Source organism: Streptomyces sp. NPDC046977, assembly GCF_040644455.1.
GTDB lineage: Bacteria > Actinomycetota > Actinomycetes > Streptomycetales > Streptomycetaceae > Actinacidiphila.
Genome location: NZ_JBEYWO010000011.1, coordinates 47317 through 60473, shown reverse-complemented (window position 1 = coordinate 60473; position 13157 = coordinate 47317). Strand labels below are relative to the sequence as shown.

Annotated in this window: 11 protein-coding genes; 7 read left to right on the top strand and 4 right to left on the bottom strand. The window is 73.5% G+C overall.

Going from position 1 to position 13157, the window contains the following annotated elements; genetic code table 11:
* Nucleotides 1-204: 204 nt before the first annotated feature.
* From ABZ883_RS18545 to ABZ883_RS18535, 3 genes are all read right to left on the bottom strand, one after another.
* The gene (locus ABZ883_RS18545; protein ID WP_360907119.1) at nucleotides 205-1299 is read right to left on the bottom strand and encodes a HAMP domain-containing sensor histidine kinase; all 1095 of its coding nucleotides are present in this window, start codon (nucleotides 1297-1299) and stop codon (nucleotides 205-207) included.
* A complete protein-coding gene (locus ABZ883_RS18540; RefSeq protein ID WP_360907117.1) occupies nucleotides 1296-2042 on the bottom strand; it encodes a response regulator transcription factor in 747 nt (248 codons plus the stop codon). Before ABZ883_RS18540 ends, ABZ883_RS18545 begins: the two co-directional genes overlap by 4 nt.
* A gap of 61 nt (nucleotides 2043-2103) precedes the next feature.
* Nucleotides 2104-2787, bottom strand: coding sequence for a spermidine synthase (locus tag ABZ883_RS18535; RefSeq protein ID WP_360907115.1), 684 nt, complete (start codon nucleotides 2785-2787; stop codon nucleotides 2104-2106).
* Between the two features lie 135 nt (nucleotides 2788-2922).
* Here ABZ883_RS18535 and lon point away from each other — a divergent pair, with 135 nt between their 5' ends.
* On the top strand, nucleotides 2923-5364 hold the full coding sequence (gene lon / locus ABZ883_RS18530) for an endopeptidase La (RefSeq protein ID WP_360907113.1): 2442 nt from the start codon (nucleotides 2923-2925) through the stop codon (nucleotides 5362-5364).
* Between the two features lie 260 nt (nucleotides 5365-5624).
* Nucleotides 5625-6047, top strand: a complete 423-nt coding sequence (locus ABZ883_RS18525) for a MarR family transcriptional regulator (RefSeq protein ID WP_360907111.1) — start codon at nucleotides 5625-5627, stop codon at nucleotides 6045-6047.
* A 305-nt stretch (nucleotides 6048-6352) separates the two neighbouring features.
* Here ABZ883_RS18525 and ABZ883_RS18520 read toward each other — a convergent pair whose 3' ends face one another.
* Nucleotides 6353-7207 (bottom strand): hypothetical protein, encoded by an 855-nt coding sequence (locus tag ABZ883_RS18520; protein ID WP_360907109.1) that lies wholly within the window; start codon nucleotides 7205-7207, stop codon nucleotides 6353-6355.
* Nucleotides 7208-7596: 389 nt separating this feature from the next.
* Here ABZ883_RS18520 and ABZ883_RS18515 point away from each other — a divergent pair, with 389 nt between their 5' ends.
* From ABZ883_RS18515 to ABZ883_RS18495, 5 genes are all read left to right on the top strand, one after another.
* Nucleotides 7597-10092, top strand: coding sequence for a nitrate- and nitrite sensing domain-containing protein (locus ABZ883_RS18515; protein WP_360907107.1), 2496 nt, complete (start codon nucleotides 7597-7599; stop codon nucleotides 10090-10092).
* Nucleotides 10092-10628: a roadblock/LC7 domain-containing protein gene (locus tag ABZ883_RS18510; protein WP_360907105.1), complete on the top strand. Its 537-nt coding sequence runs from the start codon at nucleotides 10092-10094 to the stop codon at nucleotides 10626-10628. The genes ABZ883_RS18515 and ABZ883_RS18510 overlap by 1 nt, the downstream gene beginning before the upstream one ends.
* Nucleotides 10628-11032: a DUF742 domain-containing protein gene (locus tag ABZ883_RS18505; RefSeq protein WP_360907103.1), complete on the top strand. Its 405-nt coding sequence runs from the start codon at nucleotides 10628-10630 to the stop codon at nucleotides 11030-11032. The genes ABZ883_RS18510 and ABZ883_RS18505 overlap by 1 nt, the downstream gene beginning before the upstream one ends.
* Nucleotide 11033: 1 nt before the next feature.
* On the top strand, nucleotides 11034-11636 hold the full coding sequence (locus tag ABZ883_RS18500) for an ATP/GTP-binding protein (protein ID WP_360907101.1): 603 nt from the start codon (nucleotides 11034-11036) through the stop codon (nucleotides 11634-11636).
* Nucleotides 11637-11731: 95 nt separating this feature from the next.
* A complete protein-coding gene (locus tag ABZ883_RS18495; RefSeq protein ID WP_360907099.1) occupies nucleotides 11732-12967 on the top strand; it encodes a styrene monooxygenase/indole monooxygenase family protein in 1236 nt (411 codons plus the stop codon).
* Nucleotides 12968-13157 lie beyond the last annotated feature (190 nt).

The window sequence follows — 13157 nt, the reverse complement described above, 5'->3', positions numbered from 1 at the left end:
GTAACCGCCCTCTTCCGCTTCACAAGGTGATGGACAGCGGGAATAAAGGCTACGCCTATTGGACCGGTTCCTGCAGGCCCGGGGGCCAGTCGTCGCCTAAGTCACATCGAAAGGGCGGTTTCGGCGCGGAGATTGGCGGGAAAGAGGTCCCGAATCGACAGTCTTGGGCCGGGTGGATCACCCCACCCGGCCGAACGGCGCACGTCAGGCCGGTACCGGGGCGGAACCCGGGAGGGTGACGCGTATGCGGCAGCCGCGCGGGGACTCGGCGACCTTGATGTCGCCGCCGTGCAGGTCCACCGCCCAGCGGGCGATCGCCAGCCCCAGTCCCGTACCGCCGTCGCCGGGACCCGCGGTGCCGCGGTTGAAGCGCTCGAAGACGCGGGTGCGCTCCGCCTCGGGGATGCCGGGCCCCTCGTCCAGCACCTCCAGGTCCAGGCTGCCGGGGCCGGCCCCGCGCCGGGCGCGGACGGTGACCCGGCCGCTGGGCGGGCTGTGCTTGACGGCGTTGTCGACCAGGTTGGCGACCACCTGGTGCAGCCGTTCGGCGTCCGCGTAGGCGGTGAGCTCCGGCGGCGAGACGTCCAGGTGCAGATGGACGTCCTTGCGCGGCCGGGCGCCCTGCCCGCTGTCCTGGAGCCCCAGGCTGGCGGTCTTGATCACCGCCGACAGGTAGGGCCACACCTCGAAGCGCTTGGCGTCCAGCGGCACGATGCCGCTGTCGAGGCGGGACAGGTCCAGCAGGTGGGTGACGAGCAGGCTCAGCCGTTCGGCCTGCTGGAGCGCGGTGCGCATGGTCTCCGGATCGGCCTCGCTGACGCCGTCGACGACGTTCTCCAGGACCGCGCGCAGTGCCGCGATCGGCGTGCGCAGCTCGTGTGAGACATTCGCCACCAGTTCCTTGCGGTGCCGGTCGACGGCCTCCAGGTCGGCGGCCATGCGGTTGAAGGCGTCGGCCAGTTCGCCGACCTCGTCGCGGCGGCGGGCGTTGACGCGGCGGCTGTAGTCGCCGCGGGCCATGCCGATGGCCACCGAGGTCATCTCCCGCAGCGGCGCGGTCAGCCCGTGGGCGACCAGCTGGGAGATGAGCAGCGAGGCGATGATCGAGAAGATCGTGATGATCCTGATCTCGGTCGCGGAGTGCATCGCGACATAGATGAGGAAGGTGGTGATCGCCACCGAGGCGATCACGAGGAACTGCAGCGCCGCCTTGATGGACCGGAACGGGTCCCATGGCCGCAGGGCCGCCCAGGCACGGTCCCGCAGGCTCGGCGGGGGTGGCGTGCTGTAGGGGCTCATGAGGTGGGCGTCTCCAGGGCGTAGCCGACGCCGTGGACGGTGCGGATGCGCTCCGCGCCGATCTTGCGCCGCAGGGCCTTGACGTGGCTGTCGACGGTGCGGGTGCCCGAGGCGTCCGCCCAGTCCCAGACCTCCGCGAGCAGCTGCTCGCGGGAGAGCACGGCGCGCGGCTGCTGCGCCAGGCACACCAGCAGGTCGAACTCGGTGGGCGTCAGGTGCACGTCCGCGCCGCGGACCCGGACCCGCCGCTGGGCGTTGTCGATCTCCAGGTCGCCGAGCTGCATGTTGGCGCCGCGCGGGTCGCGGGCGGCGATGGTGGCCCGCTCCACGCGGCGCAGCAGGACGTGCACGCGGGCGACGAGCTCGCGCAGCGAGAACGGCTTGGTCATGTAGTCGTCGGCGCCCACGCCGAGGCCGACCAGCATGTCGGTCTCGTCGTCGCGCGCGGTGAGCATCAGCACCGGCACGGGCCGTGCGGCCTGCACGCGGCGGCAGACCTCCAGGCCGTCGTAGCCGGGCAGCATGACGTCGAGCACCAGCAGGTCGGGCTGCCAGGCGGCGGCGGTCTCCACCGCGGCCGGCCCGTCGCCGGCGGTGCGGACCTGGAAGCCCTCGGCCCGCAGGCGTACGGCGATGGCGTCGGCGATCGTCGCGTCGTCCTCGACCACCAGAACCCGGCGCTGTGCGCCGGGGGTGGCCGCGACCGCTGCGGCGTCGCCCGGAGTCGGCTGAGTGGTGTCCATGTGCGGTCCCCCATGGTCGTTTGCGTTGCGCAGCAGCGTACGGGGCACGACGGTATCGCGGCTATGCGGGTGTGGTTGCCAGGTGCACGACATCCGGAACGCCCCGGTCCACGGGGGTCTCCATCGTGCGGACCTGCGTGAACCCCGCGGTCCGCAGGGCGTCCTCGAACGCGGCGGACGGCTGGGCCGACCATACCGCCAGTACGCCGCCGGGTGTGAGCCGTGCCCGGCAGGCCGCCAGGCCGGCGGGTCCGTACAGCCCGCGGTTGTCGTCGGTGACCGTCCAGTCGGGGCCGTTGTCGATGTCCAGGCACAGGGCGTCGTACGTCGCGTCCGCGTCCCGCAGATACGCGACCAGGTCGCCCTCCAGCACCGTCACCCGCGGATCGTCGAGCGCGTGCTCGGAGAAGGGCGCCAGCGGCCCGATGCGGTGCCAGTCGACGACGGCGCGCTCGCGCTCGGCCACCGCGATGCGCCCCCAGCGCGGCTCCCGCACCGCGCGGGCCAGGGAGAAGCCCACGCCCAGGCCCCCGATCAGGACCGACAGGTCCGCGGTGCCCGCCGGCAGGGCGGCCAGGGCGGCGTCGACCAGCAGCCGCTCGGAGCGGCCGTCGGAGGTGTCCATGAGGAAGGTGCCGTTGGCGATGATCTCGAACCGCCCGTCGTGCCGGCGCAGGACCACCTCGCCGTACGGACCCTCGCGGCGGTCGAGCGTGACGGGCCGTTCCTCTTCGTTCGTGCGCATGAGCTCAGCGTAATGAGGGGCTGGTCGGCGGCCGTTCGACGGTCGATCGCTCAGAGCGAACACGGACCGGGGAACACCAGGGGCATCAGAAGCATTGAGTCTGCATAGCTCAACTTGATTGCTTAGGGAGAGATAATGGCTCAATCGTCTTCGTCGGCGTTCGCGCCGCTCACCCTGCCCGTGCTGCCGCTCGACGACGCGGTGGTCCTGCCGGGCATGGTCGTGCCCGTGGACCTCACCGACGCCGAGGCGCGCGCCGCGGTCGAGGCGGCCCAGGCCGCGCAGCGGTCCGGACTGCCCGGTGTCGGCAACAAGCCGCGGGTGCTGCTCGTTCCCCGTGTCGACGGCGACTACGCGGGAGTGGGCACGCTGGGCACCGTCGAGCAGGTGGGACGGCTGTCGGACGGCGATCCCGGGGCCGTGATCCGCGGCGTCAGCCGCGTGCGCATCGGCGCCGGCACGACCGGACCCGGCGCCGCCCTGTGGGTGGAGGGGACCGAGCTCGCCGAGCCGGCGCCCGCCGAGGCGCCCGGCACCGTCGCGGAGCTCGTCAAGGAGTACAAGGCACTGGCCACCAGCTGGCTGCGCAAGCGCGGGGCCTGGCAGATCGTGGACCGCGTCCAGCAGATCGACGACGTCTCGCAGCTGGCCGACAACGCCGGCTACTCCGGCTTCCTCACCACCAAGCAGCGTATCGAGCTGCTGGAGACCACCGACCCGGTCGCCCGGCTGAAGCTCGCCACGCAGTGGCTGCGCGACCACCTGGCCGAGCAGGACGTCGCGGAGACCATCCGCAAGGACGTCCAGGAGGGCATGGAGAAGCAGCAGCGCGAGTTCCTGCTGCGGCAGCAGCTCCAGGCCGTCCGCAAGGAACTGGCCGAGCTGAACGGCGACCCCGAGGACGAGGCGGACGACTACCGTTCCCGCGTCGAGGCCGCCGACCTGCCCGAGAAGGTGCGCGAGGCCGCTCTGAAGGAGGTCGAGAAGCTGGAGCGGTCCAGCGACGCGTCCCCCGAGGGCAGCTGGATCCGCACCTGGCTCGACACCGTACTGGAACTGCCGTGGAACACCACGACCGAGGACGCCTACGACATCCCCGGCGCGCGGGCGGTGCTGGACGCCGACCACGCGGGCCTGGAGGACGTGAAGGAACGCATCACCGAGTACCTGGCCGTGCGCAAGCGCCGCAGCGACCGCGGTCTCGGGGTCGTCGGCGGGCGTCGCGGGGGCGCGGTGCTGGCCCTGGTGGGCCCGCCCGGCGTCGGCAAGACCTCGCTCGGCGAGTCCGTGGCCCGCGCGATGGGACGCAAGTTCGTGCGCGTGGCGCTCGGCGGCGTCCGCGACGAGGCCGAGATCCGCGGCCACCGTCGCACCTACGTCGGCGCGCTGCCCGGCCGGCTCGTGCGGGCCATCAAGGAGGCCGGGTCGATGAACCCGGTGGTCCTGCTGGACGAGATCGACAAGGTGGGCTCCGACTACCGCGGCGACCCGTCCGCCGCCCTGCTGGAGGTCCTGGACCCGGCCCAGAACCACACCTTCCGGGACCACTACCTGGAGGTCGAACTGGACCTGAGCGACGTGGTGTTCCTCGCCACCGCCAACGTCCTGGAGGCCATCCCCGAGCCGCTGCTGGACCGCATGGAACTGGTGCGGCTGGACGGCTACACCGAGGACGAGAAGGTCGTCATCGCCCGCGACCACCTGCTGCCGCGCCAGCGCGAGCTGGCCGGGCTCGGCGAGGACGAGGTCACCGTCGACGACGCGGCCCTGCGCAAGCTGGCCGGGGAGTACACCCGCGAGGCGGGCGTGCGCACCCTGGAGCGGTCGATCGCCCGCATCCTGCGGAAGGTCGCGGCCAAGCACGAACTCGGCGAGCGCGAGCTGCCCTTCACCGTCACCCCGGAGGAGCTGAGGGACCTCATCGGGCGGCCGCACCACGTGCCGGAGTCCGCGCAGGACCCGCAGGAGCGGCGCACGGCCGTGCCGGGGGTGTCCACGGGCCTGGCGGTCACCGGCGCCGGCGGCGACGTCCTCTACATCGAGGCGTCGCTGGCCGATCCGGAGACCGGCGGCAGCGGGCTGCAGCTCACCGGACAGCTGGGCGACGTGATGAAGGAGTCCGCGCAGATCGCGCTCTCCTTCCTGCGCTCGCACGGCGCCGAACTGGAACTGCCGGTCGGCGACCTGAAGGAGCGCGGCGTCCACATCCACGTCCCCGCGGGCGCGGTCCCCAAGGACGGCCCGAGCGCGGGTGTCACCATGACCACCGCGCTGGCCTCGCTCCTGTCGGGACGCCGGGTCCGCACCGACGTGGCGATGACCGGCGAGGTGTCGCTGACCGGGCGCGTGCTGCCCATCGGCGGCGTCAAGCAGAAGCTGCTGGCGGCGCACCGCGCCGGGATCACCACCGTGGTGATCCCCAAGCGGAACGAGGCGGACCTGGACGACGTCCCCGCCGAGGTCCTGGAGAAGCTGGAGGTCCACGCGGTCTCGGACGTCCGGCACGTGCTCAAGCTGGCCCTGGAGCCCGCCGTCACCGACGCGGATTCCGGCCTGGAGGCCTCGATCGCGGCCTGACCCAGGCCGCGTCAGGGTGAGAGAAGAGAGCGGCCCGTCCCCTGTGTCCGGGGAGGGGCCGCTCTCGCGCGCGGGGGCCGCCGCGCCCGGTGGGGACGTGACACCGGCGACGGATGTGCCCCTGGTCACGCCGTTGATCCACGTCTGCGAAATACTGGGGGCGCCGCGCGCACCGCGGCGCCCGAAGAGAAGTTTCCGTCCTGAAAGCGGGTGACCGCGTGGCCGACACGGCCGGGCCCCACGGAGGTGCCGACCCAGTGATGGAGGCGCTCGAACGCGAACTGACCGTCCTGTTCCGGCGGGCCCGGGCCTCGCAGGGCGAAATGGCCCGCGAGGTCCATCCCGAACTCGAACCCGCGGCGTACGGGCTGCTGGCCCGGCTGTCCGAGACCGGCCCGCAGCGAGCGACCGTGCTGGCCGGGTACTTCGGCGTCGGCAAGGCGACGATGAGCCGCCAGCTGCGCGCGCTGGAGGAGCTCGGGCTGATCCACCGCGAGCCGGACCCGGCGGACGGCCGGGCCTTCCTCGTCCGTCTCACGGAGGAGGGCGAGGCCCGCTTCACCCGGGTCCGGCTCGCCCGCCGGGCCCGCTACGTCAGCCGGCTGCGCGGCTGGGACCGGGCCGAACTGTCGGAACTGGCCCGGCTGCTGAGCCAGCTGAACGACTCGCAGGAAGGCGCCTGAGCGCGCGCCGGGCATCGGGGACGGGGTTGCGCCGCCGTCGATGACGGCGAGGGCCTCCGGTGCGGTGCGGCCGTGGACGGCTCCACCGCACCGGAGGCCCTCGCGTCCGGCCGTCGAGCCCGGCGGACCGTTCGCGCTCGTTCTCGCCCAGGTCGTTGCGGCTCGTGGTCCAGGCGCACGGCGGCCTCCGGCAGGCGGCGCAGCGCGGTGTGCCGGCCGATCGGGTGGGCGACGAGCGTGGCGAGGTGCCCGGGCAGGCCGCCGACGCGGGCGGACCGGATCAGGCGCGTGGACGGCGCCGCACGTCAGTACCCCTGGAGCTCCACGAACACCGCGGTGGCGTCGTCGCTCTTCTTGCCCCGCGGGAAGCGTGTGCGGTCGGGGTCGGCGGACTCCGCCGCGCGGACCCGGCGGACGAGTTCGTCGGGTCCGGCCTTCCGCAGCAGGGCGACCAGGCCGGCCCGGTCGGTCTCGCCGAAGACGTCGGCCAGCCGCGTCGCACCGTCGGTGAGCGCGGCGACGGCCCGCACCGACGACCGCGGCCGCACACCGGTGACGGCGCGGGCGGCCACGCCGGGGTCCGCTGCGGCCGTGAAGAAGCCGCCCTCGGCGTTGCGGAGCGCCTCGACGGCCTCGGCGTACACCGCCGCGGCCCGCGCGCGCTCCTCGCTGCCGCGCGGCAGCGCGCGGACGGCGGCCCGCAGGGCGGGCACCGGTTCGGGCAGGCGGTCCAGCCGGTCGTCGAGGACGGCGTCCACCGCACCGGACGCGTCCTCGATGAGCAACTCCGAGTCGGATAGCACCAGATGCTCCACGGTGTCCGCATTCCACCGGACCGCCACAACGGTCGCCTGCGGGGTACGCCGGTGATAAAGGTCACAGGTCGCGCGATGCGTGTCGGCGGTCCGCGCGACGGCCTGCGCGAGACACTCCGCCAGGGGCGGCGCCGAGGGCGAAACGGACAGTTCGATCATGGAACCGCCCAGCTCGGAGACGTACCAGGGCACGGTGTGCCGGCATCCGGTGGGACCGTCGGGCGGGGTGACACCGTCGAGCAGGACCAGTGAACCGCCGCCGCCTGATGCGGGCATGGCGATCGCCACGAAGTCCTCGTTCGGGCGATCGGGGGTACCGGGCTCGGTGGCCGTCTCGACGCGCATGCGTCCAGTGTGCGGCACCCGCACGCGCGGCCTGTTCGAACCCCCGCGGGGGTCCGCAGCGGGGCCCGGGCCGTGAAGGCGCGCATCCTGCCAGGACCGCGCGGAGGACGCCAGTTCCCCGACGTGCCCGCCGGCGGACCCGCGAGCGGCGGTCCCGCGCGGGAGTTGAACGTCAACTTGTCGGTGCGATTCACTCGTTCGAGTGTCGAGGTGAGGGACGCACATCTGCATTCCGGGTCGGCCTGAGATGGTCGGGACGATGCCGGGAAGAGGCCAGACGTTGCCGTGCTCGGCGCTCGGCCGATGTGTCGTCATCTCGGGACAACTGGACCAGGCAGACGGGATAGCGAGCACCGGTGCGAACACGACGTAACCCGCGGACCAAGCGCGTGCGGCAGAGACTGCTCGGTGCTCTGCTGATCTGCGCCGTCACCGTTCTGGCCGCCTCCGCGCCGGGCGTGGCGACGGCCGTACGGGACCTCGCGGAGTCCCAGCGACTGCTCGGCATGGCCCGGCTGCAGGGGCAGGCGGTCTCCCTCAGCCACGCGCTGGCCGACGAACGCGACGACACCGCGGTGCTCGTCGCCACCGGCCGGTCCGCCGAGGGCGCCGCGGGCGTCCCCGGGACCGAGCGGGAGCGCGTCGACCGGCAGGTCGAGGAGGTCCTCGCGGCCGCCGCGGACGCCGACACCACCGACGCGCCGGCGTTCGCCGCCGCGCTCACCGAGGCGGGCCACCGGCTCGCCGAACTGCCCGCGATCCGGCGGAAGGCGCTCTCCGGTTCCGGCGGGGCCGTCGCCGCCGCCCTGGCCTACCAGCCGCCCATCGACGCGCTGAACGCACTGGGCGCTGCCGTCGCCCGGTCGCTGCCCGCCCGCGGCGCCTCCGCCGACACCGCCGCGCTGCCCTTCCTCGCGCGCGCCGTCGACCACGCCTCGTTCCAGCGCGGCCTGCTGGTCGGCGCGCTCGCCGCGGGCGGGGCCCAGGGCGAAACGGTCGGCGCCGCGCAGACCGCCGCGGTGGGGGAGAGGACCGCGCTCGCCGACTTCCGCGCCGCCGCGTCGTCCGCCGCCGCCGAGCAGTACGACCAGACCGTCACCGGTTCCGACGTCGCCACCGCCGACCGGCAGCTGAAGTCGCTGCTGGACGCGGGCTCGCTCTCGGCCTCCGACCGCAAGCTGAAGTCCGCCTCCGTGCAGAGCGCGCTCTCCGCGCGGATCGACCTGATGCGCGGGGTCGAGTCCTCGCTCGCCGCGGCCTCCGCCGACCGCCTCGCCGCGCTGCGCTCCGACGACGTCACCGGCCTCGAACTGCACGTCGCCCTGGCCGGTGTCTGCTTCCTGCTGGTGCTCGGCACCTGCGTGTCCACCGCCCGCTCGATCACACGCCCCGTCGCCGCGCTCAACCGCTTCGCGCGCGGCGACGTCCCCGCCGACGAGCAGGTCAGGGCCGTCGGCTCGGACGAGTTCGCGGCGGTGGCCCGCGCCGTCAACGCGCTGCGGGCGGAGACCGCGGGCCTGCGGGAGCGGATCGCCGCGCAGGACGCGGAGCACACACGGGTGCAGGGCGTCCGCGACGCTCTCGCCGCCGAACGCGACCTGCTGCGGAGCCGGCAGGAGGCCCTGAGCGCGGAACTCGCGAGCGTGCGCGGCAGCGTCAGCGCCACCTCCGTGAACCTCACCCTGCGCACCCTCGGCCTGGTCGAGCGGCAGCTCACGCTCATCGAGAAGCTGGAGGAGCTGGTCCACGACCCGGACGAGCTCGCCCAGCTGTTCCGCCTGGACCACCTCGCGACCCGGATGCGCCGCAACAGCGAGAACCTGCTGCTGCTCGCGGGCACCGAGCACGGCCACACGAACCCCCGGCCGGTGCCGCTGGTGGACGTCGCGCGCGCCGCGGTCTCCGAGATCGAGAAGTACGAGCGGGTCCGCATCCAGCAACTGCCCGCGGGCCGGATCGCCGGGTTCGCCTCGGACGACCTCAGCCATCTCGTCGCCGAGCTGCTGGAGAACGCCACCACGTCCTCGCCGCCGGACACCGAGGTGCAGCTGTCCGGCTGGATGCTGGAGAGCGGCGAGCTGATGCTGTCGGTCCAGGACGAGGGCATCGGCGTCCCGGCCCACCGGCTGGAGGAGCTCAACGCCCTGCTGGCGCAGGCCGACCCGGCCGCGCCGGCCTCCGAGACCACCGGCATGGGCGTGTACGTGATAGCCCGGCTCGCCGCCCGGCACGGCATCCGCGTCCAGCTGCGCGACGCCAAGCGCGGCGGCACGACCGCGGTCGTGGTCGTCCCCGCCTCGGTCACCGCGCCCGCGGAGGACCCCGAGGGCCCGCAGACCCCGGTCGAGGCCGCGGTCGCCGGCGAGCCGTGGCAGCCCCGCGCCGTCCGGCCGCGGCCCCGGTCCGCCCCGCTGCCGGCCCCGCGCGAGGAGCGGGACGCAACGCCGGCCGGCGGGGACGCGCAGGAGCCGGCCGCCGCGACGGAGACCACCGGGAGCGAGCCGGTCGAGCACGCCCGTGCCGACCAGCCGCTTCCCGAACCCGCGCCCGTTCCCGCGCCGGCGGCCGAAACCGCGCCGGGCGGCAACTCGTTGACCGGCAAGGGACTGCCGCAGCGGGTCCCGCGCGCCACCGGCCTGTCGGGCGAGCCCCAGGTCCGTGACGCCCGCCAGGGGAAGGCGGTGGACCCGGAGGAACTGCGGCGCAAGCTCGGCGGCTTCGCCCAGGGCCTGCGCGAGGGGCGCGCGGACGCGGACGCCGAGACACGTGAGACACGGCGCGACGCGATCGCGCCCCAGGGGACGACGGACACAGCGGAAGAGAAAGTCAGCTCGGGGGGACCACAACAAGTCGAAGCCGAAGGCGTCGAGGAGGCACGCGGTTGATGTCGGCCAGAACGGACACCCAGAGCGAGCGGGACCTGAGTCACGAGGCACGCAACCTCCAGTGGCTGCTGCGCAATTTCGTGGACGACGTGCCGGGCGTCCGCTCCGTGGCCGTCGTCTCGTCGGACGGGCTGCTGCTGCTGAACTCCGAATCGGACGATTCCGAGGAACCTGCGAACACGCCGGACGCGCCGGAGGGGTCCGCCGCCGACGGTGACACCGCCGCCCGGCCCAAGGGCCCCGCGGGCACGTTCGCGGACCTGGCGACGGTGGTCTCCGGCATCGCGTCGCTCACCGACGGCGCCGCCCGCCTGATGGAGGGCGGCGGGGTCCGGCAGACGGCGGTCGCGATGGAGAACGGCAGCGTGTTCGTGATGTCGATCAGCGACGGCTCGCTGCTGGGCGTCCACGCGGACACCGAGTGCGACATGAGCGTCGTGGCGTACCACATGGCCCTCTTCGTCGGCCGGGCCGGCCATGTGCTCACCCCGCAACTCCGCACGGAGTTGCGGCAGGCGATCGAGGGAGCCCGCTGATGCCCCGGCACGCCGCGGCGCTCCCGGTGCGCGGCGCCGGGCGCCGCTCGGCCCGGGTGCGCCCCTACGCGCTGACCGGCGGCCGGACCTCCTTCGGGCACGTGCTGCTCGTGGAGACCTTCGTGGCCACGATCGACGGAGCGCAGGAGCGCCGGGAGCTGACCTCCGGGAACTGGGCGGAACGCGTGATGCCGGAGATGCGCGCCATCGTCGAACTGTGCCGCCGGATGCGGTCGGTCGCCGAGATCTCCGCGCTGCTGCGCATGCCGCTGGGCGTCGTCCGCGTGCTGCTCAGCGACTTGGCCGATCAGGGAAGGATCCGCGTGTACGGGACCGGGCACGGGCCCGGCGCCCCCGATCGCGCGCTGCTGGAGAGGGTGCTCGGTGGACTTCGCAGGCTCTGAGATGACGTCGGTGGCGGAGGAGGAGGGCCTTCAGGAGTGGCAACTCGACGTCAGCCGCGCGCCCACCTCGACCAAGATCGTCGTGGCGGGCGGCTTCGGCGTCGGCAAGACCACCTTCGTCGGCGCGGTCTCCGAGATCACCCCGCTCACCACCGAGGCGGTGATGACCCGGGCCAGCGAGGACATCGACGACCTCGGCTCGACCCCGGACAAGACCACGACCACGGTGGCGATGGACTTCGGCCGGATCACGCTCGACCGGGAACTGGTGCTGTACCTGTTCGGCACGCCCGGCCAGCAGCGGTTCTGGTTCATGTGGGACGACCTGGTGCGCGGCGCGATCGGCGCGGTCGTGCTGGCCGACACCCGGCGGCTGGCGGACGCCTTCCCGGCGCTGGACTATTTCGAGAGCAGCGGCCTGCCGTACGCGGTGGCGGTGAACCACTTCGAGGGCACGACCGCCTACGACGAGATCGACGTCCGTGAGGCCCTGGCCGTGCCGGACGAGATCCCCGTGCTGATCTGCGACGCGCGCGACCGCTCCACGGTGATCCAGGTGCTGCTGGCGCTGGTCAAACAGGCCCTGGTCGCGCACCCGGACTAGCAGCCCCAGGCATCCGGAGGTGCCCGCGCGGGCGCCGCCGGAATCCCGTCCCACCTCACCCATCTCCCCAGCACCGTACGAGAGAGCGTGCCGTCTTGCGCAGAATACTGATCGTGGGGGCCGGGCAGTCCGGCCTCCAGCTCGCCCTGGGCCTGCAGTCCCACGGGTACGAGGTGACCGTCATGTCCAACCGCACGTCGGACGAGATACGCGAGGGACGTGTCATGTCCACCCAGTGCATGTTCGACACGGCCCTCGGCCACGAGCGCGACCTCGGCCTCAATTTCTGGGAGGACCAGAGCCCGCGGATCGAGGGCCTGGGCGTCTCGGTGGCCGCCCCCGACGGATCCCGTCCGATCGACTGGCTCGGCCGGCTCGACGCGTACGCCCAGTCCGTCGACCAGCGGGTGAAGATGGCCGGCTGGCTGGAGACCTTCGGCGAGCGCGGCGGCAAGCTGGTCGTCCACGGGGTCACCGTCGGCGACCTGGACTACTTCTCCCGCGCCTACGACCTGGTGCTGGTCGCGGCCGGCAAGGGCGAACTCGTCTCGCTGTTCGGCCGGGACGCCGCCCGTTCCCCGTACGGCAGCCCCCAGCGCGCGCTGGCCGTCGCCTATGTGCACGGCCTCGCCCCGCGGCCGGAGCACCCGGACGTCCACGCGGTGCGGCTCAACATGGTCCCGGGAGCCGGCGAGCTGATCGTCATCCCGGCGCTGACCACCTCGGGCCCCTGCGACATCCTGTTCTGGGAGAGCCTGCCCGGCGGCCCGCTCGACGTCTTCGACGGCGTGAAGGACCCCGCGGAACACCTGCGCATCACGCTCGACCTGATGAAGCGTCACCTCCCGTGGGAGTACGACCGGGCCCGCGACGTCGAACTCACCGACGCCGGCGCCACCCTGGCCGGCCGCTTCGCCCCGGTCGTCCGCCGCCCGGTCGCCGAACTGCCCTCGGGCGGCCTCGTCCTCGGTGTCGCGGACGTCGTGGTCGCCAACGACCCCATCACGGGCCAGGGTTCCAACAGCGCCTCCAAGTGCGCCGCCGCCTACCTCGCGGCGATCGTCGAGCGCGCGGACCGGCCCTTCGACCGGGAGTGGATGGAGTCCGCCTTCGCCCGCTTCTGGACCACCGCCGAACCGGTCACCAAGTGGACCAACGCCCTCCTCGGCCCCCCGCCGGAGCACGTCCTCGGCCTGATCGGCGCCGCGGGCCAGTTCCCCGCGGTGGCCGACCGCTTCGCGAACGGCTTCGACGACCCGTCCGACTACGAGGCGTACTTCTACGACCCGGAGAAGACGGCGGCGTACCTCGCCTCGGTCGCGGGAGTCTGAGCACCGCCTGCAGCCGCCGGTCCGTCCGTGGGCCGCTCCCGAACGGCCCCCGGACGGACCGGAACCGGCACCGGATCACGCCGGGTGACGGATCAGGGCGCCCCCGCCAGGCTCACGGGCATGACGGGCGGCGGGTAGTGGGAACGGGGCCTGGACGACCGGTTCGGCCCGGGCACCGGACTCGTGGACG